Origin of the sequence: Klebsiella sp. GG_Kp146 (assembly GCF_040061975.1) — a bacterium.
GTDB classification, from domain to species: domain Bacteria; phylum Pseudomonadota; class Gammaproteobacteria; order Enterobacterales; family Enterobacteriaceae; genus Klebsiella; species Klebsiella quasipneumoniae.
Genome location: NZ_JBEAHA010000013.1, coordinates 104,585 through 130,719 on the forward strand (window position 1 = coordinate 104,585; position 26,135 = coordinate 130,719).

Annotated in this window: 25 protein-coding genes and 1 other annotated feature; of the genes, 17 read left to right on the forward strand and 8 right to left on the reverse strand. The window is 58.2% G+C overall.

Annotated features, from left to right (window positions below; translation table 11 throughout):
• Positions 1-6 precede the first annotated feature (6 nt).
• On the forward strand, positions 7-1,239 hold the full coding sequence (gene nadR / locus ABLU95_RS15025) for a multifunctional transcriptional regulator/nicotinamide-nucleotide adenylyltransferase/ribosylnicotinamide kinase NadR (protein ID WP_004886547.1): 1,233 nt from the start codon (positions 7-9) through the stop codon (positions 1,237-1,239).
• A gap of 93 nt (positions 1,240-1,332) precedes the next feature.
• Here nadR and ettA read toward each other — a convergent pair whose 3' ends face one another.
• Positions 1,333-3,000: an energy-dependent translational throttle protein EttA gene (gene ettA / locus ABLU95_RS15030; RefSeq protein WP_023291900.1), complete on the reverse strand. Its 1,668-nt coding sequence runs from the start codon at positions 2,998-3,000 to the stop codon at positions 1,333-1,335.
• Positions 3,001-3,228: 228 nt separating this feature from the next.
• Here ettA and sltY point away from each other — a divergent pair, with 228 nt between their 5' ends.
• Together sltY and trpR are read left to right on the forward strand one after the other, a co-directional pair.
• On the forward strand, positions 3,229-5,166 hold the full coding sequence (gene sltY, locus ABLU95_RS15035) for a murein transglycosylase (protein WP_044525328.1): 1,938 nt from the start codon (positions 3,229-3,231) through the stop codon (positions 5,164-5,166).
• Between the two features lie 88 nt (positions 5,167-5,254).
• The gene (gene trpR / locus ABLU95_RS15040) at positions 5,255-5,584 is read left to right on the forward strand and encodes a trp operon repressor (RefSeq protein WP_004204213.1); all 330 of its coding nucleotides are present in this window, start codon (positions 5,255-5,257) and stop codon (positions 5,582-5,584) included.
• Here trpR and yjjX read toward each other — a convergent pair.
• Positions 5,571-6,086 carry an inosine/xanthosine triphosphatase gene (yjjX, locus tag ABLU95_RS15045; protein WP_032452387.1) on the reverse strand — a complete coding sequence of 172 codons (516 nt, stop codon included), beginning with the start codon at positions 6,084-6,086 and terminating at the stop codon, positions 5,571-5,573. The two genes, trpR and yjjX, sit on opposite strands and share 14 nt — an antisense overlap.
• Positions 6,087-6,199: 113 nt before the next feature.
• Here yjjX and gpmB point away from each other — a divergent pair, with 113 nt between their 5' ends.
• The gene (gene gpmB / locus ABLU95_RS15050; RefSeq protein ID WP_004204216.1) at positions 6,200-6,847 is read left to right on the forward strand and encodes a 2,3-diphosphoglycerate-dependent phosphoglycerate mutase GpmB; all 648 of its coding nucleotides are present in this window, start codon (positions 6,200-6,202) and stop codon (positions 6,845-6,847) included.
• Here gpmB and robA read toward each other — a convergent pair.
• Entirely contained in the window at positions 6,844-7,713 is an 870-nt protein-coding gene (gene robA / locus ABLU95_RS15055) for an MDR efflux pump AcrAB transcriptional activator RobA (RefSeq protein ID WP_004204217.1), read from the reverse strand. The genes gpmB and robA overlap by 4 nt on opposite strands.
• Before the next feature lie 209 nt (positions 7,714-7,922).
• Between robA and creA the strand changes: the two genes are divergently transcribed.
• The 4 genes from creA to creD are packed head-to-tail and all read left to right on the forward strand — an operon-like array spanning position 7,923 to position 11,940.
• Positions 7,923-8,396: a protein CreA gene (creA, locus tag ABLU95_RS15060; RefSeq protein ID WP_009309170.1), complete on the forward strand. Its 474-nt coding sequence runs from the start codon at positions 7,923-7,925 to the stop codon at positions 8,394-8,396.
• A 12-nt stretch (positions 8,397-8,408) separates the two neighbouring features.
• Positions 8,409-9,098, forward strand: coding sequence for a two-component system response regulator CreB (creB, locus tag ABLU95_RS15065; RefSeq protein ID WP_023291904.1), 690 nt, complete (start codon positions 8,409-8,411; stop codon positions 9,096-9,098).
• Positions 9,098-10,522: a two-component system sensor histidine kinase CreC gene (gene creC, locus ABLU95_RS15070; RefSeq protein WP_101993058.1), complete on the forward strand. Its 1,425-nt coding sequence runs from the start codon at positions 9,098-9,100 to the stop codon at positions 10,520-10,522. Before creB ends, creC begins: the two co-directional genes overlap by 1 nt.
• Positions 10,523-10,581: 59 nt before the next feature.
• A complete protein-coding gene (gene creD / locus ABLU95_RS15075; RefSeq protein WP_065883312.1) occupies positions 10,582-11,940 on the forward strand; it encodes a cell envelope integrity protein CreD in 1,359 nt (452 codons plus the stop codon).
• A gap of 63 nt (positions 11,941-12,003) precedes the next feature.
• On the opposite strand, the gene arcA is transcribed toward creD, so the two are convergent.
• Positions 12,004-12,720 (reverse strand): two-component system response regulator ArcA, encoded by a 717-nt coding sequence (gene arcA, locus ABLU95_RS15080; RefSeq protein ID WP_002887843.1) that lies wholly within the window; start codon positions 12,718-12,720, stop codon positions 12,004-12,006.
• A gap of 95 nt (positions 12,721-12,815) precedes the next feature.
• Here arcA and yjjY point away from each other — a divergent pair, with 95 nt between their 5' ends.
• The 6 genes from yjjY (at position 12,816) to thrC (ending at position 19,078) form a co-directional block, all read left to right on the forward strand.
• A complete protein-coding gene (gene yjjY / locus ABLU95_RS15085; protein ID WP_004146984.1) occupies positions 12,816-12,956 on the forward strand; it encodes a protein YjjY in 141 nt (46 codons plus the stop codon).
• Between the two features lie 396 nt (positions 12,957-13,352).
• Positions 13,353-14,039, forward strand: a complete 687-nt coding sequence (locus tag ABLU95_RS15090) for a tRNA/rRNA methyltransferase (protein ID WP_065883314.1) — start codon at positions 13,353-13,355, stop codon at positions 14,037-14,039.
• 211 nt (positions 14,040-14,250) lie between these two features.
• The gene (thrL, locus tag ABLU95_RS15095) at positions 14,251-14,319 is read left to right on the forward strand and encodes a thr operon leader peptide (RefSeq protein ID WP_004222578.1); all 69 of its coding nucleotides are present in this window, start codon (positions 14,251-14,253) and stop codon (positions 14,317-14,319) included.
• Positions 14,258-14,375 (forward strand) — a sequence feature (Thr leader region). Its footprint overlaps the gene before it by 62 nt.
• Positions 14,376-14,400: 25 nt before the next feature.
• Positions 14,401-16,863: a bifunctional aspartate kinase/homoserine dehydrogenase I gene (gene thrA, locus ABLU95_RS15100; protein ID WP_044525310.1), complete on the forward strand. Its 2,463-nt coding sequence runs from the start codon at positions 14,401-14,403 to the stop codon at positions 16,861-16,863.
• 1 nt (position 16,864) lies between these two features.
• The gene (gene thrB / locus ABLU95_RS15105) at positions 16,865-17,794 is read left to right on the forward strand and encodes a homoserine kinase (RefSeq protein ID WP_002887853.1); all 930 of its coding nucleotides are present in this window, start codon (positions 16,865-16,867) and stop codon (positions 17,792-17,794) included.
• A gap of 3 nt (positions 17,795-17,797) precedes the next feature.
• The gene (gene thrC, locus ABLU95_RS15110) at positions 17,798-19,078 is read left to right on the forward strand and encodes a threonine synthase (RefSeq protein WP_002887863.1); all 1,281 of its coding nucleotides are present in this window, start codon (positions 17,798-17,800) and stop codon (positions 19,076-19,078) included.
• 49 nt (positions 19,079-19,127) lie between these two features.
• On the opposite strand, the gene yaaA is transcribed toward thrC, so the two are convergent.
• Positions 19,128-19,901 (reverse strand): peroxide stress protein YaaA, encoded by a 774-nt coding sequence (gene yaaA, locus ABLU95_RS15115; RefSeq protein WP_032452393.1) that lies wholly within the window; start codon positions 19,899-19,901, stop codon positions 19,128-19,130.
• Positions 19,902-19,978: 77 nt separating this feature from the next.
• Complete coding sequence (locus ABLU95_RS15120) at positions 19,979-21,409, reverse strand: sodium:alanine symporter family protein (RefSeq protein ID WP_348879885.1); 1,431 nt, start codon at positions 21,407-21,409, stop codon at positions 19,979-19,981.
• Positions 21,410-21,611: 202 nt separating this feature from the next.
• Here ABLU95_RS15120 and tal point away from each other — a divergent pair, with 202 nt between their 5' ends.
• The 3 genes from tal (at position 21,612) to ABLU95_RS15135 (ending at position 24,673) form a co-directional block, all read left to right on the forward strand.
• Positions 21,612-22,565 (forward strand): transaldolase, encoded by a 954-nt coding sequence (gene tal, locus ABLU95_RS15125; protein ID WP_004204228.1) that lies wholly within the window; start codon positions 21,612-21,614, stop codon positions 22,563-22,565.
• Between the two features lie 99 nt (positions 22,566-22,664).
• Positions 22,665-23,252, forward strand: coding sequence for a molybdopterin adenylyltransferase (mog, locus tag ABLU95_RS15130; RefSeq protein ID WP_004204229.1), 588 nt, complete (start codon positions 22,665-22,667; stop codon positions 23,250-23,252).
• A 119-nt stretch (positions 23,253-23,371) separates the two neighbouring features.
• The gene (locus tag ABLU95_RS15135) at positions 23,372-24,673 is read left to right on the forward strand and encodes an MFS transporter (protein WP_023291913.1); all 1,302 of its coding nucleotides are present in this window, start codon (positions 23,372-23,374) and stop codon (positions 24,671-24,673) included.
• A 55-nt stretch (positions 24,674-24,728) separates the two neighbouring features.
• Here the strand turns inward: ABLU95_RS15135 and satP are convergent, their stop codons facing one another.
• The gene (gene satP / locus ABLU95_RS15140; protein WP_032452395.1) at positions 24,729-25,295 is read right to left on the reverse strand and encodes an acetate uptake transporter; all 567 of its coding nucleotides are present in this window, start codon (positions 25,293-25,295) and stop codon (positions 24,729-24,731) included.
• A gap of 88 nt (positions 25,296-25,383) precedes the next feature.
• Positions 25,384-26,133 (reverse strand): acidic protein MsyB, encoded by a 750-nt coding sequence (msyB, locus tag ABLU95_RS15145; protein ID WP_348879886.1) that lies wholly within the window; start codon positions 26,131-26,133, stop codon positions 25,384-25,386.
• Positions 26,134-26,135 lie beyond the last annotated feature (2 nt).

The following is a 26,135-nucleotide window of genomic DNA, read 5'->3' on the forward strand; positions in this document are numbered from 1 at the left end:
TTAGCGATGTCGTCATTTGACTATTTAAAAAGCGCCATAAAGCAGAAAGGCTGTACCCTGCAGCAGGTGGCGGAAGCCAGCGGGATGACCAAAGGGTATCTCAGCCAACTGTTGAATGCCAAAATCAAAAGCCCGAGCGCGCAGAAGCTAGAAGCGCTGCATCGTTTCCTCGGGCTGGAGTTTCCCCGCCGACAGAAAAGCGTCGGCGTGGTGTTTGGTAAATTTTACCCGCTGCATACCGGGCACATCTATTTGATTCAACGCGCCTGTAGCCAGGTCGATGAGCTGCATATCATCATGGGCTATGACGACACTCGCGACCGCGAGCTGTTTGAAGAGAGCGCCATGTCGCAGCAGCCGACGGTGCCTGACCGCCTGCGCTGGCTGCTGCAAACCTTTAAATATCAGAAGAATATTCGCATCCACGCCTTCAATGAAGAAGGAATGGAGCCCTATCCGCACGGCTGGGACGTCTGGAGCCATGGGATCCGCGCTTTTATGAGCGAAAAAGGGATCGAACCGAACCGGATCTATACCTCGGAAGAGGCCGATGCGCCGCAGTACCTTGAGCATCTGGGAATCGAGACGGTGCTTATCGATCCTAAGCGGACCTTTATGAATATTAGCGGCGGCCAGATCCGCGAGAACCCGTTCCGTTACTGGGAATATATTCCGACGGAAGTGAAACCGTTCTTTGTGCGGACGGTGGCGATCCTCGGCGGCGAGTCGAGCGGGAAATCAACGCTGGTCAATAAGCTCGCCAATATCTTCAATACCACCAGCGCCTGGGAATATGGCCGGGATTATGTCTTTTCGCATCTCGGCGGCGATGAGATGGCGCTCCAGTATTCGGATTACGATAAAATAGCCCTCGGGCATGCCCAGTATATTGATTTCGCAGTGAAATATGCCAACAAGGTGGCGTTTATCGATACCGACTTCGTCAGCACTCAGGCGTTCTGCCTGAAGTACGAGGGGCGAGAGCACCCGTTCGTGCAGGCGCTGATTGATGAATACCGCTTCGATCTGGTGATCCTGCTGGAGAACAATACCCCGTGGGTGGCCGATGGGTTACGCAGCCTTGGGAGTTCGGTGGATCGTAAAGAGTTTCAGTCGCTGCTGGTGTCGCTGCTGAAAGAGAATGAGATCGAGTTCGTCCATGTTAAGGAGTCGGACTACGATACGCGCTTCCTGCGCTGCGTCGAGCTGGTGAAGCAGCTGATGGGGGAGCAGGGGTAGATCCTCTGCGGGCTGATGCCCTCACCCCGGCCCTCTCCCGGTGGGAGAGGGAGCAAACATTAAAAAAGACAACTTGCGTTGCCTTTTTGCATTTTATTTTGAGATCCGTTTGTACTTGATTCGCTTCGGCTCCAGCGCGTCGGCGCCGAGGGTGCGTTTCTTGTACTCTTCGTACTCGGTAAAGTTACCTTCAAAGAACTCCACCTTACCTTCATCCTGGTAATCCAGAATGTGGGTGGCGATACGGTCAAGGAACCAACGGTCGTGCGAGATAACCATCGCGCAGCCCGGGAACTCCAGCAGGGCGTTTTCCAGCGCGCGCAGGGTTTCGATATCCAGGTCGTTGGTCGGTTCATCGAGCAGCAGTACGTTACCGCCAACCTGCAGCAGCTTCGCCAGGTGCAGACGACCGCGTTCACCGCCGGACAACTCGCCAACGCGTTTGCCCTGGTCTACGCCTTTGAAGTTAAAGCGGCCCACGTAGGCGCGGCTCGGCATCTCGGTGTTACCGATCTTCATGATATCCAGGCCGCCGGAGACCTCTTCCCACACGGTCTTGCTGTTGTCCATCGCGTCGCGGAACTGATCGACGGAGGCCAGCTTAACGGTTTCGCCCAGGGTGATGGTGCCGGAATCTGGCTGTTCCTGGCCGGACATCATGCGGAACAGCGTTGATTTACCCGCGCCGTTAGGGCCGATGATGCCGACGATAGCGCCCTTCGGTACCGAGAAGCTCAGATCGTCGATCAGCACGCGGTCGCCGTAGGATTTACGCAAGTTGCTGACTTCCAGAACTTTATCGCCCAGACGCGCGCCTGGCGGAATGAACAGTTCGTTGGTCTCGTTACGTTTTTGGTATTCAACGTTGTTGAGCTCTTCAAAGCGCGCCAGACGGGCTTTGCCCTTGGACTGACGGCCTTTCGCGCCCTGGCGAACCCACTCGAGCTCTTTCTCGATGGATTTGCGACGCGCGGCTTCCTGAGAGGCTTCCTGCGCCAGACGCTGATCTTTCTGCTCCAGCCAGGAGGAGTAGTTGCCTTCCCACGGAATACCTTCGCCGCGGTCAAGTTCGAGGATCCAACCGGCGACGTTATCGAGGAAGTAACGGTCGTGGGTAATTGCCACCACGGTGCCTTCGAAGTCGTGCAGGAAGCGTTCCAGCCAGGCGACGGACTCGGCGTCCAGGTGGTTGGTCGGTTCGTCGAGCAGCAGCATGTCTGGTTTTTCCAGCAGCAGGCGGCACAGCGCGACGCGGCGGCGTTCACCACCGGAAAGATTGGCGATTTTCGCATCCCAGTCCGGCAGGCGCAGGGCGTCGGCCGCGCGCTCCAGCTGCACGTTCAGATTGTGGCCGTCGTGCGCCTGGATAATCTCTTCGAACTTGCCTTGCTGTGCGGCAAGCTTATCGAAGTCTGCATCCGGCTCGGCGTACTTGGCATAGACTTCGTCCAGACCCTTCAGCGCGTTAACCACTTCGGCGACCGCTTCTTCAACGGACTCGCGCACGGTGTGCTCCGGGTTGAGCTGCGGCTCCTGCGGCAGGTAGCCGATTTTAATGCCAGGCTGCGGACGCGCTTCACCTTCGATCTCGGTGTCGATACCGGCCATGATGCGCAGCAGGGTAGATTTACCGGCGCCGTTCAGACCGAGCACACCGATTTTTGCGCCAGGGAAAAAGCTGAGGGAGATATTTTTCAAAATATGACGTTTCGGCGGAACCACTTTGCCGACACGATGCATGGTATAAACGAATTGAGCCACGTTGGACTTCGCCTCTTTCTATTTTGATAGATAGTTCAAAGCCGAAGTGTAGCCTTTTTCGCGCGCTAATCCCAGCGAGGCGACAGGATTCACAGAAGCGTAAAAAAATGTTCAGGACATGGCGCGTTTAGCGTTGTCTGATTAGCATAAGTAAAGCCGCCTGCCGAACCGGCAGGGGCTTTTAAGCGGCACGATGCTGCGAAAATGCACCTGAAAGAGGAAGAGCTTGTGGAAAAAGCCAAAAAAATGGCGTGGCATCTTTTGGCTGCCAGCGTTGGTCTGTTGGCGTTGAGTCAGCTGGCGCATGCGGATTCACTGGATGAACAGCGCAGCCGCTACGCACAAATTAAGCAGGCGTGGGATAACCGGCAGATGGATGTGGTTGACCAGCTGATGCCCACGTTAAGCACCTATCCCCTGTATCCCTATTTGCAGTACCGGCAGATTACCGACGATCTGATGAACCAGCCGGCGCTGGTGGTGAAAAACTTTATTGACGCCAACCCGACGCTGCCCCCCGCGCGTTCATTACGTTCGCGCTTCGTGAATGAACTGGCCCGGCGCAGCGACTGGCGCGGCTTGCTGGCGTTTAGTCCCGATAAGCCGACCAGCACCGAGGCGCAGTGCAACTACTACTACGCCAAACTGAGCGTGGGGCAGTCGCAGGAGGCCTGGAGCGGAGCGAAAGACCTCTGGCTGACGGGCAAGAACCAGCCCGGCGCCTGTGAACCGCTGTTCAGCGCCTGGCGCGACTCCGGCCAGCAGGATCCGCTGGCTTATCTCGAACGGATCCGCCTGGCGATGAAGGCCGGCAATATCGGGCTGGTGAAATCGCTGGCCCAGCAGATGCCCGCCAACTACCAGAGCATCGCCAGCGCCGTGGTCGCTCTGGCTAACGATCCTAACAGCGTCCTGACCTTTGCCCGCACCACCGGGGCGACGGACTTTACCCGCCAGATGGCCGCCGTCGCCTTCGCCAGCGTCGCCCGTCAGGATGTGGAAAATGCCCGTTTGATGATCCCTTCGCTGGTGCAGGCCCAGCAGCTCAATGAGGATCAGACCCAGGAGCTACGCGATATTGTCGCCTGGCGCCTGATGGGGAACGATGTGACCGAAGAGCAGGCCATCTGGCGCGACGATGCGATTATGCGATCGCAGTCCACGCCTCTGGTGGAGCGGCGGGTGCGGATGGCGCTGGGGACGGGCGATCGCCATGGCCTGAATACCTGGCTGGCGCGCCTGCCGATGGAGGCGAAAGAGAAAGACGAATGGCGCTACTGGCAGGCGGATCTGTTGCTGGAGCGCGGCAGGGACGAGGAGGCGCAGGCGATCCTCCGGTCGTTGATGCAGCAGCGCGGTTTCTACCCGATGGTCGCCGCGCAGCGTCTCGGCGAGGAGTATACCTTCCGCATCGATAAAGCGACTGGCACGCTCGATCCGGCGCTGGCCTCCGGTCCGGAGATGGCCCGGGTACGCGAGCTGATGTACTGGAATATGGATAACACCGCGCGCACCGAATGGGCGAATCTGGTCACCAGCCGCACGAAATCTCAGCAGGCGCAGCTGGCGCGCTATGCCTTCGATCAACACTGGTGGGATCTGAGCGTGCAGGCGACGATCGCCGGCAAGCTGTGGGATCAGCTGGAGGAGCGCTTCCCGCTGGCCTATAACGATCTGTTTGCCCGCTATATCAGCGGTAAAGATATTCCGCAGAGCTACGCGATGGCCATTGCCCGCCAGGAGAGCGCCTGGAACCCGAAAGTGCGTTCGCCGGTCGGCGCCAGCGGGCTGATGCAGATTATGCCGGGCACCGCGACGCATACCGTCAGCATGTTCCGCATTCCCGGCTACAGCGGCCCGTCGCAGCTATTGGATCCGGAAACCAACATCAACATCGGCACCAGCTATCTGCAGTACGTTTACCAGCAGTTCGGCAATAACCGCATCTACGCCTCGGCGGCCTATAACGCCGGGCCGGGTCGGGTACGCACCTGGCAGGGGAACAGCGCCGGACGGATCGACGCCGTGGCGTTTGTCGAGAGTATTCCGTTCTCGGAAACCCGCGGCTACGTGAAGAATGTCCTCTCCTATGACGCCTACTACCGCTACTTTATGGGACAGCAGGATAAGCTCTTCAGCGATGCGGAGTGGCGGCAGCGTTACTGATCGCCGGGAAGTATGTTATGCTTTGTACTCGTTGAAGAGTACATTCGACGGGCAGCGTAAGCTGCCCGTCTCAATATGGTGGCGCGATATGACCCAACAATCTCCCTATTCCGCGGCCGTTGCCGAACAACGTCATCAGGAGTGGCTGCGCTTTGTGGCGCTGCTACAGCAGGCCTATGCGCAGGATCTGCATCTGCCGCTGCTGCAGCTAATGCTAACCCCTGATGAGCGCGAAGCGCTGGGAACCCGGGTGCGCATTATCGAAGAGCTGCTGCGCGGCGAGATGAGCCAGCGCGAGCTGAAAAATGAGCTCGGCGCCGGTATTGCGACCATTACCCGCGGGTCGAACAGCCTGAAGTCGGCGCCGGTTGAGCTGCGCCAGTGGCTGGAGCAGACGCTGCTGGCTAGCGATAAATAGCGTTGTGGAACGGGCTTAACGCCAGCACGACCGCCTGATGGTAAACGCTGCTGCGGGTTAATTTGCCGCCGGTGAAAACCCCAATCGCCCCCTCTTTACGACCGATCTGATCGATGCCGGTATACTGCGACATGACCGGCCCGAGGGCTTCGCCAGCGCGAACCTGCTCAAGAATAACGTCAGGCAACGGCAGCGTGGCTGAGCGCGCTTCTCCGCGCTGGCTGGCGCTTTCGATGACCACCCAGCTAAAGGTACTGCCATCGTCAATTCCGGCTTCGATGGCGACCCAGAAATCGGCATGGGGCTGGGCGAGGCGCGCATTAGCGACGCGATTTCGTGCGCCAGCGCGCGTTTCCTCGCTGCCGAAGGGCTGTTCCGGCACGCCGCTCTCGACGGATACGGACTCAATGTGGCAGGATCCTTCGCCGAAAATCTCGTCAAAAGCCTGCAGAATTGCCTGAATTTTGGCGGGATTAGTGGTCGCTGAGACAACATGGTGCATAATCAAAACAACTCAGAATAAACTAACGTCATCGCAGTATACTCTAAATCACCCCCAGGGCAGGCGGTAATGCCCGAAAGCGGTCGATAACGAGTTCAGAACGGAAAAAAAGCATGTTACAGGTATACCTTGTTCGCCACGGTGAAACGCAGTGGAACGCCGAGCGACGTATTCAGGGTCAGTCCGACAGCCCGCTGACCGCACACGGTGAGCGCCAGGCCTGGCAGGTTGGCGAGCGCGCCAGAACGCTGGGGATCACCCATATCATTACCAGCGATCTGGGACGAACCCGCCGCACAGCAGAGATTATCGCCGAAGCCTGCGGCTGCAGCGTGATCGCCGATGCGCGCCTGCGCGAGCTGGATATGGGGGTGCTGGAGAAGCGCCATATCGACTCGCTCAGCGAAGAAGAAGAGGGCTGGCGCCGCCAGCTGGTCAACGGCACGCCGGATGGTCGTATTCCTCAGGGCGAATCGATGCAGGAGCTTAGCGAACGCATGCATGCGGCGCTGGCAGCCTGTCTGGAATTACCGGCCGGTAGTCGACCACTGCTGGTGAGTCATGGTATCGCGCTGGGCTGCCTGGTGAGCACGATTTTAGGGCTGCCGGCGTACGCAGAGCGTCGTCTGCGCCTGCGCAACTGCTCTATCTCGCGCGTCGATTATCAGCAGAGCCCGTGGCTGGCTTCCGGCTGGGTGGTGGAAACGGCGGGCGACGTCTCGCATCTTGACGCCCCCGCGATGGACGAGCTGCAGCGTTAACGGCGGATCGGGATCAGATATTCGCAGCGCAACTGAATCGGCGTGGCCTGATCCCGGCTTTCATCTTCAGGATAGAAGCGTTCAATATCCAGCCCCTTGCGACGCGTCAGGTTCAGCATCGGCATGCAGGTGCCGTAGACCGTCAGGATGAATTCCTGCAGGCCGGTACCCAGCCCTTCATACGTAAACATGACATACTCGCCGCCCTCCAGCGTCACCGGATGGGCGTTCTGCAGGTGGCCGTTAGCCATCTCCGGCGTCAGCGCGGTGGTATAGAACACTTCCTGTTCATCGTCTTTCTCCAGGCTCGGACGCGGTTCATGCAGCCCATAGAGCACCGGGGGGATCGACGGCGAGTTGCCGAGGAAATCGCGCCAGAACTGGACCCGCATCTGGTTGCGGAAGTCGGAGATTTCCTCCAGCTTACAGGTATAGCTCTGGGTTACCCCCAGCAGTTGAGTCGTGGGCAGGGCGACAAATTCATGTTTCGGCAGGGTAAACTCGCCAAGACGCAGCGGCGGACGCATACCGAACGAGCTCCAGTCCGGCGAGCGGCGGTAGAGCGCCGGCGTCAGCGAGAACTGCTTCTTAAACGCCCGGGTGAAGGTCTGCTGGGAGTCGAAACGGTACTGCAGCGCAATATCAAGGATTGGACGGGCGGTAAGGCGTAATGCGACAGCTGATTTCGACAACCGGCGCGCGCGAATATAGGCACCGATGGCATGGCCGGTGACATCCTTAAACATTCGCTGCAAATGCCACTTGGAATAACCCGCCTTCGCCGCCACATTGTCCAGAGAAAGCGGCTGATCCAGGTGACCTTCCAGCCAGCTAAGGAGATCGCGAATAATCCCTGCTTGATCCATAAAATGTCCCCATCCTTAAACACAGGTGCCTGATATTAAAGTAGCGGATAATAGCATTTTTTGATGTTTTAGCATTCAGTGTTTTTTTTGCTTTTAAATGCGGTAGGTCCGTGGATCTGAACGAGAATTTTGTAAAGCTGTGATCTATAAACCTTTTCCGCAAAGTGCGTGATAATCACTCAGCTATATTTTTTAAGAATGGTAACAATATGAAATACAAGAAGTTTGCGATGGGCCTGCTGCTGCTGGCCGGCTGCCAGGTCGCTCAGGCGGAGCAGATTGGTTCCGTGGATACGGTCTTCAAATGGTTAGGGCCGGATCACAAAATTGTCGTCGAAGCCTTTGACGATCCGGATGTGCAGAACGTGACCTGCTATATCAGCCGGGCGAAGACCGGCGGGATCAAAGGCGGGCTGGGTCTGGCGGAAGATACCTCCGACGCGGCCATCTCCTGCCAGCAGGTCGGGCCGATTGAGCTGACGGACAAAATCAAAAATGGCAAAAGCCAGGGCGACGTGGTGTTCCAGAAGCGCACCTCGCTGGTGTTTAAAAAGCTACAGGTCGTTCGCTTCTATGATGCGAAACGCAATGCGCTGGTCTACCTGACCTATTCGGATAAAGTGGTTGATGGTTCGCCGAAGAACGCCATCAGCGCCGTGCCGATTATGCCCTGGAATAAATAAACGGGAGCGCGCATGCAGCAGCCACGGATTTGGTTAGTTGAGGATGAACAGAGTATCGCCGATACCCTGGTTTATATGCTCCAGCAGGAGGGCTTCCAGGTCACCGTCTTTGACCGCGGGTTGCCCGCGCTGGAGGCGGCGGCGCATCAGGCGCCCGATGTGGCCATCCTCGACGTCGGCTTGCCGGATATCAGCGGCTTCGAGCTCTGTCGGCGCCTGCTGACGCGCTTTCCGGCGCTGCCGGTGCTGTTTCTGACGGCGCGGAGCGACGAGGTCGATAAGCTGCTGGGGCTGGAAATCGGCGCTGACGATTACATCGCCAAGCCGTTTTCGCCGCGCGAAGTCTGCGCGCGGGTGCGCAGCGTGCTGCGGCGGCTGCAAAAATTCGCCGCGCCTTCGTCGGTAGTTCGCGTCGGCGAGTTTGTGCTTGACGAGCAGGCGGCGTCGATAAGCTGGTTCGGCCAGCCGCTGAACCTGACGCGCTATGAATTTCTGCTGTTGAAAACGCTGCTTCACGCGCCCGGTCGCGTCTTCTCCCGCCAGCAGCTGATGGAGCTGGTGTGGAGCGATGCCTGGGAAAGCCTCGACCGCACCGTCGACACCCACATCAAAACCCTGCGCGCTAAACTGCGGGTCGTTAATCCTGAGGTGGCGCCAATCAATACCCATCGCGGGATGGGCTACAGCCTGGGGCGCGGCTGATGCGCATCGGCATGCGCCTGCTGCTGGGCTATTTTCTTATCGTCGCGATCGCCGCGTGGTTTGTACTGTCGATCTTTGTCCAGGAAGTCAAGCCGGGCGTGCGCCGGGCCACGGAGGGAACCCTCAACGATACCGCCACCCTGCTGGCGGCGCTGGCGCGTGAGGACCTGCTGGCGGCAAACCCGCAGCAGGGCAGGCTGGCGCAGGCCTTTCACCAGCTCAACCAGCAGCGGCTCAACGCCAATATTGGCGGAATTAAAAAGGTGCGGAATGAGTACCGCGTCTATCTGACCGATGCCCGGGGCAAGGTGGTGTTTGACTCGAGCGGAGAGGCGACAGGGCAGGACTATTCACGCTGGAACGACGTCTGGCTCACCCTGCGCGGCCAGTACGGCGCGCGCAGTACGCGCAGCGATCCGCATGATGAAGCCAGCTCGGTGATGTATATCGCCGCGCCGGTGATGGATAAGGGGCGGATTATCGGCGTGCTGAGCGTCGGTAAACCCAACCTGGCGATGACGCCGGTCATTCAGCGCAGCGAGCGGCGGATCCTCTGGGCCGGCGGCGCTCTGCTGGGCATTGCCCTGTTGATTGGCTGCGGCGTCGTCTGGTGGATCAATTTCTCTATCGGCAAGCTGGTGCGCTATGCGGACTCGGTGACCGCTGACCGCCCGCTGCCGCTGCCGGAGGTCGGCAGCAGCGAACTACGTAAGCTGGCCCAGGCGCTGGAGAGCATGCGGGTGAAGCTCGAAGGCAAAAACGCCATCGAAAACTATGTCTATGACCTGACTCACGAGCTGAAAAGTCCGCTGGCGGCCATCCGCGGTGCGGCGGAGATCCTGCGCGAAGAGCCGCCGCCTGCGGTGGCGGCGCGGTTTACTGAGAATATCCTCGCGCAAAATACTCGCATGCAGCTGTTGGTGGAGCGGTTGCTCCAGCAGGCGCGACTGGAAAGCCGGCTGGAGATAAAGCCGCAGCCGGTGTCGATAGATGCGCTATACCAACGGCTGGCGGAAGAGCGCGACATCGCCCTGGCGGCGAAAGCCATCACCCTGCGCTGGCAGGAGAGTGGGATGCTGGTCAATGGCGATGGCGAACTGCTGTCCCAGGCGCTGGGCAATCTGCTCGACAACGCGATTGATTTTACCCCCCAGGGGGGCGAGATCGCCCTGGCAGTAGAGAAACGAAATGCAGAGGTGCGACTGAGCGTAACGGATAACGGATGCGGTATTCCGGAGTATGCCCTGACGCGGATCTTTGAGCGGTTCTACTCGCTGCCGCGTGAAGACGGCCACAAGAGCAGCGGCCTTGGGCTGGCCTTCGTTCGTGAAGTCGCGCGCCTGCATCACGGCGATATCCGTCTACACAATCGGCCCGAAGGCGGCGTGGTCGCCACGCTGAGACTTCACCGTCCCTTCACATAGCTTCAAATTCCCCCCACACAACCGCCCTATTGTGAGGCCATTACGATAGGGAGAAAGCTATGTTGAAATCACCGTTATTCTGGAAAATTACCACGTTAATAGGCTGTATTGTGCTGTTATCTCTGCCTTTGATGATAGTCAGGGAGCTCATCAATGAGCGGGCTGATTATCGCAGCGAGGTTGTGGATGCCATTGAACAGAGCACCAGCGGCTCGCAAAAACTCGCCGGGCCGCTGATCGCTATTCCGGTAACCGAGACGCTGACCCGCAGGGAGAACCAAAAAGAGGTCGAATATCAGCGGAGCTGGGAGTACTACTGGCTGCCGGAGTCTCTGGCGGTCACCGGCAAACAGACCGTGGAGTCGAGAAGGGTGGGCATCTACAGCGGACAGGTCTGGCATAACGCCCTGCAGATCAAGGCCTCCTTCGATCCGCTGCGTCTGGCGTCATTGCGAAAAACGAATATCTCCCTGGGCCAGCCGCGGCTGGTGGTGAGCGTCGGCGATGCCCGCGGCATTGGCGCCATTCATGCCCCGGAGGTTAACGGCAGCCTATTAAGCGTGGAGCCTGGGCTGGGGATCAGCGGCGATGGGGCGGGCATCCATATGCCGATGCCTGCGCTGGCGGAGGACAACAAGCCGCTTGAGATCGCTTTTTCGCTCGATCTGAACGGGACGGGCGCATTTTCACTGGCGCCGCTCGGGCGCAACAGCGAGCTGCAGCTGACCAGTAACTGGCCGCATCCCGGCTTTCTCGGCAGCTTCCTGCCAACGAAACGCGAAGTGAATACTGCCGGCTATCGCGCCCACTGGCAAAGCAGCTGGTTCGCCAACGATATGGGCAGCTATTTCAAGGATGATATGGAGATCCCGTGGTCGCGCCTGCCGGCGTTCAGTGCCGATGTCATGTCGCTTGCCGACCAGTACCAGCTAACCGACCGGGCGACAAAATATGCCATCCTGTTAATCGGGCTGACGTTTATGGCCTTTTTCGCTTTCGAAAGCCTGACCCATCGCTCCCTGCATCCGATGCAATATTTGCTGGTGGGCTTATCGCTGGTGCTGTTTTACCTGGTGCTGCTGGCGCTTTCGGAGCACATTGGCTTTACCGCCGCCTGGCTGGCCGCCAGCCTGTCCGGCGCGGTGATGAACGGGATCTACCTCCAGGCGGTGCTCAGGGGATGGCGTAACAGCTTGCTGTTTGTCGCGGCGCTGCTGCTGCTGGACGGGGTGATGTGGTTTCTGCTGCATTCCGAGGACAGTGCGCTGCTCTTGGGTACCGGGGTGCTGGTGCTGGCGCTAAGCACTCTGATGTTTTTGACCCGGCGAGTGGACTGGTATGCGTTATCGTTACCGAAAGGCAGTGTGCCTCCGCCGCCGTCTGCCGATGACGACAAACTGCGCCTCTGGAAAGAGTGACGGCATAAAAAAACGGCGCCCTCGGGGCGCCGTTTTCACATCATGGCTGCGGAATAAATCGCATTATTCCTGCAGATCGCCACAGAAACGGTAACCTTCACCGTGAATGGTAGCGATGATTTCCGGGGTATCCGGAGTGGATTCGAAGTGTTTACGAATCCGACGAATGGTCACGTCAACGGTACGGTCATGCGGCTTCAGCTCGCGACCGGTCATTTTCTTCAGCAGCTCGGCACGAGACTGAATTTTGCCCGGGTTTTCGCAGAAGTGCAGCATCGCGCGGAATTCACTGCGCGGCAGCTTGTACTGTTCGCCGTTCGGGCTGACCAGGGAACGGCTGTTGATATCGAGTTCCCAGCCGTTGAACTTGTAGCTTTCCACGCTGCGACGCTCTTCGCTCACGGTACCGAGGTTCATGGTACGGGAGAGCAGGTTGCGCGCGCGGATAGTCAGTTCACGCGGGTTAAACGGTTTAGTGATATAGTCGTCAGCGCCGATTTCGAGGCCAAGGATCTTATCCACTTCGTTGTCGCGACCGGTTAAGAACATCAGCGCGACGTCAGCCTGCTCGCGCAGCTCGCGCGCCAGCAGAAGACCATTTTTACCCGGCAGGTTGATATCCATGATCACCAGGTTGATATCATTTTCAGACAGGATCTGATGCATTTCCGCGCCATCGGTCGCTTCGAATACATCGTAACCTTCTGCTTCGAAAATACTTTTTAACGTGTTGCGTGTTACCAACTCGTCTTCAACGATAAGAATGTGCGGGGTCTGCATGTTTGCTACCTAAATTGCCAACTAAATCGAAACAGGAAGTACCAAAGTCCCTGACCTGCCTGCTGCATGTCGCAAATTAACATGCGCGGCGTAACATGACTAAAGTACGTAATTGCGTTCTTGATGCACTTTCCATCAACGTCAACAACATCATTAGCTTGGTCGTGGGTACTTTCCCTCTGGACCCGACGGTGTCAAAAACGGCTGACATCCTAACCATTTTAACAGCAACATAACAGGCTAAGAGAGGCCGAACACCCAATAAAACTACGCTTCGTTGACATATATCAAGTTCAATTGTAGCACGTTAACAGTCTTGTGAAATCATTGCATCGCCATGCTCTTTATAGTCACAATCTTTACCCGGCTCAACTAGTTGCGTGGATAAATTAATAAATACAGTGAATCCAATGCCTGCAACGATGCGTCAGGTGAAATTTCATTGCCCATCATATGGATAAATGGGTTCTGTTAACATACTCCTTGTCATGGCCTCCTGAGAACAGTTTAGATTTTTTTATGGGTAAGAAAACGCAATTTTAGTGATTTTTGTTGCAAATTTGTAAATTTTCACCGCGTAAAATGCGGGGCTCCGCGCCTCGACAACGCCTGAGAGAGAGAAAAAAACCGCAATGCGTTTAACGATTATTTTAGTCGGTCCTGCCCGGGCCGAGAACGTCGGCGCCGCCGCCAGGGCGATGAAAACCATGGGATTTCGCGATCTGCGGATCGTGGACAGTGAAGCCCATCTGGCGCCGGCGGCACGCTGGGTGGCGCACGGCTCAGGCGACATCCTCGATGGTATCACCACCTATTCCACCCTTGCCGAGGCGCTGCACGACGTCGATTTTACCGTCGCCACCACCGCCCGCAGTCGCGCGCGGTTTCACTATTACGCCACGCCGCAGCAGCTGTTGCCGCTGCTGGAGGAGAAGGCGAACTGGATGACCCATACCGCGCTGGTATTTGGCCGTGAAGACGCCGGATTAACCAATGAGGAGCTGTCCCTGGCCGATGTGCTGACCGGCGTGCCGATGGCCGCGGATTATCCTTCGCTAAACCTCGGTCAGTCGGTGATGGTCTACTGCTATCAATTAGCATCGCTTATGCAACAACCGGCGCCCGCCGCCGCCGCGGCAGACCATCATCAGCTGCAGGCGTTGCGCCTGCGCGCCCTGGCCTTGCTTTCGCGTCTGGGCGTGGAGGATGATGCCAAACTGGCCGACTGGCTGTCGCAACGAATGGGGCTGCTGCAGCAGCGCGACACGGCAATGTTGCATCGTTTGCTGCATGATATTGAAAAAAACCTGTCAGAATAAAGCTCTGTCATATATTTTAATTATGGTTGTATGTGCTGTTTTTGCGGGGGATGTTCCGCCGATCTGGATGTTTTTCCTTGTCGGGGTGGCGCAATACGTAAGCTTGCTGAAATGAGGTTAATTGAGAAATTCATTGACTTAAGAGGGCAGATACTTTAACCAATATAGGCAGGACACACAGACAGATAAAAATACAGAGTACACAACATCCATGAATCGCATCGGCATGATTACCACCATTATCACCACCACCATTACCACAGGTAACGGTGCGGGCTGACGCGTACAGGAAACACAGAAAAAAGCCCGCACCTGAACAGTGCGGGCTTTTTTTTTGACAAGAGATCAAGGGGTAAGAACCATGCGAGTGTTGAAGTTCGGCGGTACATCAGTGGCAAATGCGGAACGGTTTCTGCGGGTTGCCGATATTCTGGAGAGTAATGCCAGGCAGGGGCAGGTAGCGACCGTCCTGTCTGCCCCGGCGAAGATCACCAACCATCTGGTAGCGATGATTGAAAAGACCATTGGCGGCCAGGATGCCCTCCCCAATATTGCCGACGCTGAACGCATTTTTACCGAACTTCTTCAGGGCCTTGCCGACGCCCAGCCCGCTTTCCCGCTCGCCCAGCTGAAAGCCTTTGTTGAGCAGGAGTTTGCTCAGATTAAGCATGTCCTGCACGGTATCAGCCTGCTGGGTCAGTGCCCGGACAGCGTCAATGCCGCGCTGATCTGCCGAGGCGAAAAGCTCTCCATCGCCATCATGGCGGGTCTGCTGGAAGCCCGTGGTCATAAAGTCAGTGTGATTAACCCGGTGGAAAAACTGCTCGCGGTGGGCCACTATCTGGAATCCACGGTCGATATCGCCGAATCCACCCGCCGCATCGCCGCCAGCCAGATCCCGGCAGACCATATGATCCTGATGGCCGGGTTTACCGCCGGCAATGAGAAGGGCGAGCTGGTGGTGCTGGGGCGCAACGGCTCCGACTATTCGGCTGCGGTACTGGCCGCCTGCCTGCGCGCCGACTGCTGCGAAATCTGGACCGATGTCGACGGCGTGTACACTTGCGACCCGCGCCAGGTGCCGGATGCGCGTCTGCTGAAATCGATGTCTTATCAGGAGGCGATGGAGCTCTCCTACTTTGGCGCGAAAGTGCTGCACCCGCGCACCATCGCTCCTATCGCCCAGTTCCAAATCCCATGTCTGATTAAAAATACCGGCAACCCGCAGGCGCCGGGAACGCTCATCGGCGCCAGCCGCGACGAGGACGATCTGCCGGTCAAAGGCATCTCTAACCTCAACAACATGGCGATGTTCAACGTCTCCGGGCCGGGGATGAAAGGCATGGTCGGCATGGCGGCCCGCGTCTTCGCCACCATGTCCCGCGCCGGCATCTCGGTCGTGCTGATCACCCAATCCTCTTCCGAGTACAGCATCAGTTTCTGCGTGCCGCAGAGCGACTGCGCGCGTGCCAAACGGGCGATGGAAGATGAGTTTTATCTCGAGCTGAAAGAGGGGCTGCTGGAGCCGCTGGCCATTATGGAGCGTCTGGCTATTATCTCGGTGGTGGGCGACGGAATGCGCACCCTGCGCGGTATCTCGGCAAAGTTTTTTGCCGCGCTGGCCCGCGCCAATATCAATATCGTGGCGATTGCCCAGGGTTCATCCGAGCGCTCCATTTCGGTGGTGGTCAGCAATGACGACGCCACCACCGGCGTGCGCGTGACCCATCAGATGCTGTTCAACACCGACCAGGTGATCGAAGTGTTCGTCATCGGCGTCGGCGGCGTCGGCGGCGCGCTGCTGGAGCAAATCAAACGCCAGCAGAGTTGGCTGAAGAGCAAACATATCGATCTGCGCGTTTGCGGCGTGGCCAACTCTCAGGCGCTGCTGACCAGCGTGCATGGTCTGAATCTGGAAAACTGGAGTGAGGCGCTGGCGGAGGCGAAAGAACCCTTTAATCTCGGTCGCCTGATCCGCCTGGTAAAAGAGTACCACCTGCTGAATCCGGTGATCGTCGACTGTACCTCCAGCCAGGCGGTCGCCGATCAGTACGCCGACTTCCTGCGCGAAGGTTTCCATGTGGTCACGCCGAATAAAAAGGCCAATACCTCTTCGCTGGATTATTATCATCAGCTGCGCCACGCCGCGAGCAGCTCGCGCCGCAAGTTCCTCTATGACACTAACGTTGGCGCTGGCCTGCCGGTGATTGAGAACCTGCAGAACCTGCTCAACGCCGGCGATGAACTGCGCCATTTCTCCGGGATCCTCTCCGGCTCTCTGTCGTTTATCTTCGGCAAGCTGGATGAAGGCGTGAGTTTCTCGGCGGCGACGGCGATGGCCCGTGAGATGGGGTATACCGAGCCGGATCCGCGCGACGATTTATCCGGGGTGGATGTCGCGCGTAAGCTGCTGATTCTGGCCCGTGAGACTGGACGTGAACTGGAGCTGTCGGACATTATCGTCGAGTCGGCGCTGCCGGCGGACTTCGACGCCAGCGGTGATGTTGAGACCTTTATGGCCCGCCTGCCGTCGCTGGATGATGCGTTCGCCTCGCGGATCGCTAAGGCGCGCGATGAAGGTAAAGTCTTGCGCTATGTCGGTAACATCGAAGAGGATGGTACCTGCCGGGTGAAAATTGCCGCCGTTGACGGCAACGATCCGCTGTTCAAAGTCAAAAATGGCGAGAACGCGCTGGCCTTTTACAGCCACTATTATCAGCCATTGCCGCTGGTGCTGCGCGGCTATGGTGCCGGGAACGACGTCACGGCGGCCGGTGTATTCGCCGACCTGCTGCGCACCCTTTCCTGGAAGTTAGGAGTTTAAGATGGTCAAAGTATATGCCCCGGCTTCCAGTGCCAATATGAGCGTCGGGTTTGATGTGTTGGGCGCGGCGGTCACGCCGGTCGATGGCACGCTGCTTGGCGACAACGTCACTGTCGAAGCGGCGGAGCAATTCAGCCTGCAGAATCTGGGACGCTTCGCCAGTAAACTGCCGACGGCGCCGCAGGAGAACATTGTTTACCAGTGCTGGGAAAGCTTTTGCCGGGAGATCGGTAAAACGGTGCCGGTGGCGATGACCCTGGAAAAAAACATGCCGATTGGCTCCGGGCTGGGCTCCAGCGCCTGCTCGGTGGTCGCCGCGCTGGTGGCGATGAACGAGTTTTGCGGTAAGCCGCTGAACGAGACGCGCATGCTGGCGCTGATGGGGGAGATGGAAGGGCGTATCTCCGGCAGCATTCACTACGACAACGTGGCGCCGTGCTATCTTGGCGGCATGCAATTGATGATCGAAGAGAACGGGATTATCAGCCAGCAGGTGCCCGGGTTTGATGAGTGGCTGTGGGTGCTGGCCTATCCGGGGATTAAAGTATCTACCGCCGAAGCGCGGGCGATTCTGCCGGCGCAGTACCGCCGTCAGGATTGTATCGCTCATGGTCGCCACCTCGCGGGCTTTATTCACGCCTGCTACACCCGCCAGCCGCAGCTGGCGGCAAAATTGATGAAAGATGTGATTGCCGAACCGTACCGAACCAAACTGCTGCCGGGCTTTAGCGAAGCGCGTCAGGCGGCCATGGAGATGGGCGCCCAGGCTTGCGGCATCTCCGGCTCTGGCCCAACGCTGTTCGCGTTGTGCGATAAGCCGGACACCGCACAGCGCGTCGCCGACTGGCTTGGCGCGCACTATCTGCAGAATCAGGAAGGCTTTGTTCATATTTGCCGGCTGGACACGGCGGGCGCACGCGTAGTGGGATAACCAATGAAACTGTATAACTTAAAAGATCACAATGAGCAGGTCAGCTTTGCGCAGGCCGTTACCCAGGGACTTGGCAAGCATCAGGGCCTGTTCTTTCCGCACGATCTGCCGGAATTCAGCCTGACTGAAATCGACGACATGCTGGCGCAGGATTTTGTCACCCGCAGCGCCAAAATTTTATCCGCCTTTATCGGCGATGAGATCCCGCAGGATGTCCTGCAGCAGCGGGTCCGCGCGGCGTTTGCGTTTCCGGCGCCGGTGAGCAAGGTTCAGGAGGATGTCGGCTGTCTGGAGCTGTTCCATGGCCCCACGCTGGCGTTCAAGGATTTCGGCGGCCGCTTTATGGCGCAGATGCTGACCCACATCGCGGGCGATAAGCCGGTCACCATCCTCACGGCGACCTCTGGCGATACCGGGGCGGCGGTGGCGCATGCTTTCTACGGACTGCCGAACGTTAAGGTAGTGATCCTCTACCCGCGCGGCAAGATCAGCCCGCTGCAGGAGAAGCTGTTCTGTACTCTCGGCGGCAACATTGAAACCGTGGCGATTGACGGCGACTTCGACGCCTGCCAGGCGCTGGTGAAGCAGGCGTTTGACGATGAAGAACTGAAGGCGACGCTGGGGCTCAACTCGGCTAACTCCATTAACATCAGCCGCCTGCTGGCGCAGATCTGCTACTACTTCGAAGCGGCGGCGCAGCTGCCGCAGGAAGCCCGCAATCAACTGGTGATTTCCGTGCCGAGCGGCAACTTCGGCGATCTGACCGCCGGTCTGCTGGCGAAGTCGCTGGGTCTGCCGATCAAACGCTTTATCGCCGCCACCAATGCCAACGACACCGTTCCGCGCTATCTGCAGGGCGGCGAGTGGGCGCCAAAAGCCACCCAGGCGACGCTGTCCAACGCCATGGACGTCAGCCAGCCGAACAACTGGCCGCGTGTCGAAGAGCTGTTCCGCCGTAAAATCTGGCGTCTCAGCGAGCTGGGCTATGCCGCGGTCGATGATGAGACCACCAAAGCGGCAATGCGTGAGCTGAAGGCCATCGGCTACATCTCTGAGCCGCACGCGGCGATTGCCTGGCGCGCGCTGCGCGATCAGCTGCAGCCGGGAGAGTACGGTCTGTTCCTCGGCACCGCCCATCCGGCGAAGTTCAAAGAGAGCGTGGAGGAGATCCTGCAGGAGACCCTGCCGCTGCCGAAAGAGCTGGCCGACCGCGCCGACCTGCCGCTGCTGTCTCACAACCTGCCGGCGGATTTCGCCGCGCTGCGTAAGCTGATGATGGGCTAAATCCTTACCGTCCCCCTGTTGCGTCGATCGCCGTAGGGGGACCGTTTACTTACTGCTCGTGGCGTTTAAACACCAGTTCGCCTTTCTCCGACGCCTCCGCATCAAAGAAATAGCCTTCGCTATTAAAGGATTTCAGCTGTTCCGGCTGGGTTAAGCGGTTTTCAATAATGTAGCGACTCATCAGGCCACGGGCCTTCTTGGCATAGAAGCTTATCACTTTGAATTTGCCGTTCTTCTCATCGAGGAATACCGGCTTGATCAGCTGGCCCTGCAATTTTTGCGTTTTCACCGATTTAAAATATTCATCGGAAGCCAGGTTGATGACGATATCGTCGCCCTGAGCCTGCAGCGCCTGATTCAGCTTCTCGGTAATGGTCTCGCCCCAGAACTGGTATAGATCTTTGCCGCGGGGGTTTTCCAGACGGATCCCCATCTCCAGGCGGTAGGGCTGCATCAGGTCCAGCGGACGCAGCACGCCATACAGGCCGGAGAGCATGCGCAGGTGTCGCTGGGCGAAGTCAAAGTCGTCCTCGGTGAGCGTCTCTGCCTGCAGGCCGGTGTAGACATCGCCCTTAAAGGCGAGGATCGCCTGGCGGGCATTTTGCGGCGTAAAGTCAGGGTGCCAGTCGTGGAAACGGGTGGCGTTCAGATCCGCCAGCTTGTCGCTGATGCTCATCAGCTTGCCGATTTGCGGCGCGGTCAGCTGACGGGCGATGCTGATAAGCTGTTGAGAATACTCGAGGAGTTCGGGCTGGGTATAGCGAGTCGTTGCCAGCGGGCTTTGATAATCGAGCGTTTTAGCAGGTGAAATCAGAATCAGCATATCCAGTCCTTGCAGGTAATTTCGACGAATTTTAACAAAAAAAGTGCATGGTGGGATCGATAGCTGCGATTGCCGCGCTATTCGCGCGGCAGTTCATTCCACGCGCCGGGGGCCAGCTGTTGGTGAATCTCAGGATAGCGCGACGCATCGAAAGTGGGCTGAATGCCCAGCTGGCGCTGACGCAGATAATCACTGGCGATAATCCGCACCGTCGGGGAGAGCAACAGGATGGCCGTCAGGTTGGTCATCGCCATCAGCGCCATAATGATATCCGCGCTCTGCCAGACGACCGGCAGGCTAACCAGGGTTCCCAGCAGCACCATCAGGACGGTAAGTATCCGCAGCGCCCAGATATAGCGCGGCTTATCCAGGCGCAGAAAGACCAGATTATTTTCCGCGTACAGGTAGTTGGCGACGATAGAGCTAAAGGCGAACAGCAGCACGATGAAAGCGATAAAACCCGCCCCCCAGCCCCCGACCAGCATGCTCATCGCATGCTGCAGGGCCTGGATGCCGTTGAGCGTATACTCATTGTCGGGGTGGGGCGCCAGCATGACGATAATCGCGCTAGCGGTACAGATGACGATGGTATCGATAAACACGCCAATCATCTGCACGATACCCTGCGCCGCCGGGTGCGGCGGCCAGGAGGCGGCGGCTGCGGCGGCGTTAGGCGAAGAGCCCATTCCTGCTTCATTGGAGAACATGCCGCGCTGAAAGCCGCTGGTCAGCGCCTGGCTGATGGTGTAGCCCACCGCGCCGGCGGCGGCTTCCTGCCAGCCGAAGGCGCAGCGAAAGATGGTGGCGAAAATCGTCGGCAGGGCGGTGATATGCCACAGGCCGATAATCAGGCTGGTGGCGATCCACAGCAGCGCCATGATGGGGACGATCCACTGCATCAGGCGCGCCACACCGCGTAAACCACGGAGGATGGCCAGCAGAACGACAACGGCCAGCACGCCGCCGCTGACTGCCGCCGGCAGATCGAACGCATAGCGCAGGGCATGGGCCACGGAGTTGGCCTGTACGGTATTGAAGATAAAGCCATAGGCCAGCAGCAGGAGGATCGAAAACAGAACGCCCATCCAGCGCATGCCGAGCCCGCGCGCCATATACCAGGCCGGACCGCCGCGAAACTGCCCGCGGCTATCGCGCTCTTTATACAGCTGGGCAAGGGAACATTCGGCGAAGCTGCTGGCCATGCCGAGCAGGGCGGAGACCCACATCCAGAATACGGCGCCGGGCCCGCCGGCGGCGATAGCCAGCGTAACGCCGGCAAGATTGCCGCTGCCGACTCGCGCAGCAAGGCTGGTACAGAGCGCCTGAAAGGAGGTTAAACCGCCCGGCTGCGGGTGCAGGCTTTTTTTCAGGCTGCGGCCAAATTTGCGCACGTAACGGAACTGAATACCCCGGGTTTGCCAGCTAAACCAGATACCGGCGCCCAGTAGCAGATAAATCATCACTGAGCCCCAGAGTATTTCATTGATAAATGAGAGAAAATCAGGCATTAAACATCCTCTTGTCCATGCCGGCACGCCAGTGTAAGCGTTACCAATTAAGTGACAATCCTTGCGCTTTCAGCAAATTAATCTGCATAGTTTATCACACTCTGCGCTCTTCTCTCGTCGGCGGTTGCGCTGACCCGGCAGCGTGTTATCATCTGGGCAGACCGGTTACATCCCCTTAACTGCTGTTTAAGAGAAATATATCATGACGGATAAATTAACTTCTCTGCGTCAGTACACCACTGTCGTCGCTGACACCGGAGATATTGCGGCAATGAAGCTGTATCAGCCTCAGGATGCCACCACCAACCCTTCCCTGATCCTCGGCGCGGCTCAGATCCCTGAGTACCGTAAGCTGATTGACGACGCTGTGGCCTGGGCTCGTAGCCAGAGCAGCGATCGCGCGCAGCAGATCCTCGATGCTTCCGACAAGCTGGCGGTGAACATCGGTCTCGAAATCCTGAAACTGATCCCGGGCCGTATCTCCACCGAAGTGGATGCGCGTCTCTCCTACGACACCGAAGCGTCTATCGCTAAAGCCAAGCGCATCATCAAGCTGTATAACGACGCGGGCATCAGCAACGATCGTATTCTGATCAAGCTGGCTTCCACCTGGCAGGGCATTCGCGCCGCTGAACAGCTGGAAAAAGAGGGCATCAACTGCAACCTGACGCTGCTGTTCTCCTTCGCTCAGGCTCGCGCTTGCGCCGAAGCGGGCGTCTTCCTGATTTCGCCGTTCGTTGGCCGTATCCTCGACTGGTACAAAGCCAATACCGATAAAAAAGAGTACGCGCCGGCAGAAGATCCGGGCGTGGTTTCCGTCAGCGAAATCTACGAGTACTACAAGCAGCACGGTTATGAAACCGTGGTGATGGGCGCCAGCTTCCGTAACGTTGGCGAAATTCTGGAACTGGCTGGCTGTGACCGCCTGACCATCGCCCCGGCGCTGCTGAAAGAGCTGTCCGAAAGCGAAGGCGCCGTTGAGCGTAAACTGGTATATACCGGTGAAGTGAAAGCGCGTCCGGAGCGTATTACCGAATCTGAGTTCCTGTGGCAGCATAACCAGGATCCGATGGCGGTAGACAAACTGGCGGAAGGTATCCGTAAGTTTGCGATCGACCAGGAAAAACTGGAAAAAATGATCGGCGAACTGCTGTAATCCCGCATGTGGCCGACGTCCGTCGGCCACATTACACTGTCTGTCCCGCCAGCAGCAGTGTATCATTTCGTTTAACGCCACAGTTTGAACGGAATAACCATGAATACCTTACGAATCGGCTTAGTTTCCATTTCCGATCGCGCCTCCAGCGGCGTCTATCAGGACAAAGGCATCCCGGCACTGGAAGAGTGGCTGGCGCGTGCCCTTACCACCCCTTTTGAACTGCAGACTCGCCTGATTCCGGATGAGCAGGTCATTATTGAGCAAACGCTGTGCGAACTGGTTGACGAGATGGGGTGCCATCTGGTGCTGACCACCGGCGGCACCGGCCCGGCGCGTCGCGATGTGACGCCCGACGCCACGCTGGCGATTGCCGATCGCGAGATGCCGGGCTTTGGCGAGCAAATGCGCCAGGTTAGCCTACACTTTGTGCCGACGGCGATCCTTTCCCGGCAGGTCGGGGTGATCCGCAAGCAGGCGCTGATCCTCAATCTTCCCGGACAACCGAAAGCGATTCAGGAGACCCTGGAAGGGGTGAAAGATGCTGACGGCAACGTGCTGGTGCACGGTATTTTCGCAAGTGTACCTTATTGTGTACAGTTGCTGGAGGGGCCTTATGTGGAAACCGATGGCCGTGTGGTAGAAGCATTTCGTCCCAAAAGTGCCCGACGCGAAACTTTATCCTGAATTTGATGCATTTGTGACATAACATGCATCGCTGATGGTGTGCCGTTTTATTTACGATATAGTGCTGTTTACTTTACACACTATAAAATACGCTGCACGCCTCAGGATGAAATCGCGTTATGTCATATGCAAACCGACCGCTCAACCGCCAGGATTATAAAACGCTGACGCTGGCCGCCCTTGGCGGCGCGCTGGAGTTTTATGACTTTATCATCTTCGTTTTCTTCGCCGCCGTCGTCGGCGAGCTCTTCTTCCCCGCGGATATTCCGGAATGGCTTCGCCAGGTACAGACCTTTGGCATTTTCGCCGCCGGTTACCTGGCGCGTCCGCTGGGGGGGATCATCATGGCCCATTTTGGCGATCTGGTAGGCCGCAAGAAAATGTTTACCCTCAGCATCCTGCTGATGGCGCTGCCGACCCTGGCGATTGGTCTGCTGCCGACCTACAGCTCGGTGGGCATCGTCGCGCCGCTGCTGTTACTGCTGATGCGTATTCTGCAGGGGGCGGCGATCGGCGGCGAGGTGCCTGGCGCCTGGGTGTTTGTCGCCGAGCATGTTCCGGAAAAACGCATTGGTATCGCCTGCGGCACGCTGACGGCCGGCCTGACCGTAGGCATCCTGCTGGGATCGGTGGTAGCGACGCTTATCAACACCAGCCTGACGCCGCAGGGGATCCACGACGGCGGCTGGCGGATCCCCTTCCTGCTGGGAGGCGTATTTGGTCTGGTGGCGATGTATCTGCGCCGCTGGCTGCAGGAGACGCCGATTTTTCTTGAGATGCAGCAGCGCAAAGCGCTGGCGCAGGAGCTGCCGGTAAAAGCGGTCGTCCTCAAGCACCAGAAGGCGGTGGCGGTCTCTATGCTGCTGACCTGGCTGCTGTCGGCAGGCGTGGTGGTGGTGATCCTGATGTCGCCGGTCTGGCTGCAGAAACACTATGGCTTCGCCCCGGCGATAACCCTGCAGGCCAACAGCATTGCCACGATTATGTTGTGCATCGGCTGTCTGCTCGCCGGGCTGGCGGCGGACCGCTTCGGCGCCAGCCGCACCTTTATCGTCGGCAGCCTGCTGCTGGCGGTTGCCAGCTGGGCGTTTTACCACCTGTCTGGCGCCAGCCCGCAGCGGCTGTTTCTGCTCTACGGCACGGTGGGACTCTGTGTGGGCGTGGTGGGGGCGGTGCCTTATGTTATGGTGCGGGCCTTCCCGGCGGAAGTGCGCTTCACCGGCATCTCCTTTTCCTACAATCTGTCGTACGCGATTTTTGGCGGCCTGACGCCAATTGCCGTCACGATGCTGATGGGGGTGTCGCCGATGGCCCCGGCCTGGTATGTGCTGGCCTTGTCGCTGATGGGGCTGGGATTAGGTATCTGGCTGCGTCAGGGGCTGACGGCGGCGAGGTTGCCGGAAGGGGAGCTGCAGCGCTAAGCAGGTTTGCCGATGATGACCAGCCGCCGCCCTGTTACAGGGCGGCGGCGGAAGATTAACGCGGTTCGCCGATCGGCAGCACGGTGCGGCCGAACTGCTCGTTCAGCACTTCGCCCATCGCCAGGTAAATGGCGCTGGCGCCGCAAACCAGGCCGACCCAGCCGGCAACTTTCACGATGCCTTCGTTATCCACCAGATGACCAATCGCCAGCAGCGCAAACAGCACCGTCAGGCTCAGGAACACGAACTGCAGCATGCGTGCGGCTTTCAGCGTACCGAAGAACATGAACAACGTAAAAATACCCCACAGGCCGAGATACATGCCGAGGAAGTGCGCGTTCGGCGCATCAGCCAGGCCCATTTTCGGCATCAGGAGAATAGCAACCAGCGTCAGCCAGAAGCTGCCGTAGGAGGTAAAAGCGGTCAAGCCAAAGGTGTTGCCTTTTTTGTATTCCAGCAGGCCGGCAAAAATTTGCGCAATGCCGCCGTAAAAAATGCCCATCGCCAGGATAGCTACATCGAATGCGAACAGGCCGCTATTCGCCAGGTTAAGCAGAATAGTGGTCATGCCGAAGCCCATAAGGCCCAGCGGTGCCGGATTAGCCAACTTAGTGTTGCCCATAATTCCTCAAAATTATCATTAAAAGGGAAGCATTACCCCGCGACTTGGCGGCGGGGCGCGGCATAATAATGAGGCGCGGAAAGGCTGTCTATGATCTGGCGGGGTATTTTTCACCAATTTCAGTTGTGCCCGACGACGAGTGGAGCATTTGTCGTAAACAGGCAATATGCAGAACCGCGGGGATGGTGACCCGATAAGCGCTGCCGCTTACCGCTTTCACGCTGTTCAGCGCGGCGCCAAGCGGCCCCCCCAGCCCGGCGCCGCGTACCAGGCCATGGCCGATGACGCTCACGGCGGCGTGCGTGCGCAGAATGGCGGTTAACCGCTCATCGAGTAGCAGGGCAACGCCTTCACTCAGCTTGCGGCGCCTCAACAGATGGGGCAGCAGGCTTTCCAGCTCATGACTCCGGCACTCCACCGCGGCGAGAAACTGCGTTTTTTGTTCCTCATCCAGCTTATTCCAGCTGTGCTGCAGAAAATGCGTCAACAACTGTTGCTCGATCTGCGGCGTCGTCATCTGTTTATCGACCTTCGCCTTTAGCCTTTTACACACATCCAGCAGGATGGCGCGATAAAATTTGCCATGGCGGCGCAGCGTATTGGCGATGCTGTCGCCGCCGAAATGCTGTAGCTCGCCGGCGATCAACTGCCAGTTGCGGCGATAGCGCTCCGGGTGGCCCTCCATAGACAGAAAGGTCTCGTTGCGCAGCAGCGTACTGGAGATACGGGGTTTGCCATTTTCCCCGTGGGTCAGAATACGGGTAAACGCTTCCAGATGCGCCTCGCTGCACTCAGGCAGAAAGGCGAGATCGTCATCATCCAGATAGTTAATATGCATAA

Bases quoted from the DNA above. Each gene is read 5' to 3' on its own strand.
- nadR (WP_004886547.1), top strand. From the start codon at position 7: ATGTCGTCATTTGACTATTTAAAAAGCGCCATAAAGCAGAAAGGCTGT.
- trpR (WP_004204213.1), top strand. From the start codon at position 5,255: ATGACCCAACAATCTCCCTATTCCGCGGCCGTTGCCGAACAACGTCAT.
- yjjX (WP_032452387.1), bottom strand. From the start codon at position 6,086: ATGCACCATGTTGTCTCAGCGACCACTAATCCCGCCAAAATTCAGGCA.
- gpmB (WP_004204216.1), top strand. From the start codon at position 6,200: ATGTTACAGGTATACCTTGTTCGCCACGGTGAAACGCAGTGGAACGCC.
- robA (WP_004204217.1), bottom strand. From the start codon at position 7,713: ATGGATCAAGCAGGGATTATTCGCGATCTCCTTAGCTGGCTGGAAGGT.
- creA (WP_009309170.1), top strand. From the start codon at position 7,923: ATGAAATACAAGAAGTTTGCGATGGGCCTGCTGCTGCTGGCCGGCTGC.
- creB (WP_023291904.1), top strand. From the start codon at position 8,409: ATGCAGCAGCCACGGATTTGGTTAGTTGAGGATGAACAGAGTATCGCC.
- creC (WP_101993058.1), top strand. From the start codon at position 9,098: ATGCGCATCGGCATGCGCCTGCTGCTGGGCTATTTTCTTATCGTCGCG.
- creD (WP_065883312.1), top strand. From the start codon at position 10,582: ATGTTGAAATCACCGTTATTCTGGAAAATTACCACGTTAATAGGCTGT.
- arcA (WP_002887843.1), bottom strand. From the start codon at position 12,720: ATGCAGACCCCGCACATTCTTATCGTTGAAGACGAGTTGGTAACACGC.
- yjjY (WP_004146984.1), top strand. From the start codon at position 12,816: ATGACTAAAGTACGTAATTGCGTTCTTGATGCACTTTCCATCAACGTC.
- ABLU95_RS15090 (WP_065883314.1), top strand. From the start codon at position 13,353: ATGCGTTTAACGATTATTTTAGTCGGTCCTGCCCGGGCCGAGAACGTC.
- thrA (WP_044525310.1), top strand. From the start codon at position 14,401: ATGCGAGTGTTGAAGTTCGGCGGTACATCAGTGGCAAATGCGGAACGG.
- thrB (WP_002887853.1), top strand. From the start codon at position 16,865: ATGGTCAAAGTATATGCCCCGGCTTCCAGTGCCAATATGAGCGTCGGG.
- thrC (WP_002887863.1), top strand. From the start codon at position 17,798: ATGAAACTGTATAACTTAAAAGATCACAATGAGCAGGTCAGCTTTGCG.
- yaaA (WP_032452393.1), bottom strand. From the start codon at position 19,901: ATGCTGATTCTGATTTCACCTGCTAAAACGCTCGATTATCAAAGCCCG.
- ABLU95_RS15120 (WP_348879885.1), bottom strand. From the start codon at position 21,409: ATGCCTGATTTTCTCTCATTTATCAATGAAATACTCTGGGGCTCAGTG.
- tal (WP_004204228.1), top strand. From the start codon at position 21,612: ATGACGGATAAATTAACTTCTCTGCGTCAGTACACCACTGTCGTCGCT.
- mog (WP_004204229.1), top strand. From the start codon at position 22,665: ATGAATACCTTACGAATCGGCTTAGTTTCCATTTCCGATCGCGCCTCC.
- ABLU95_RS15135 (WP_023291913.1), top strand. From the start codon at position 23,372: ATGTCATATGCAAACCGACCGCTCAACCGCCAGGATTATAAAACGCTG.
- satP (WP_032452395.1), bottom strand. From the start codon at position 25,295: ATGGGCAACACTAAGTTGGCTAATCCGGCACCGCTGGGCCTTATGGGC.
- msyB (WP_348879886.1), bottom strand. From the start codon at position 26,133: ATGCATATTAACTATCTGGATGATGACGATCTCGCCTTTCTGCCTGAG.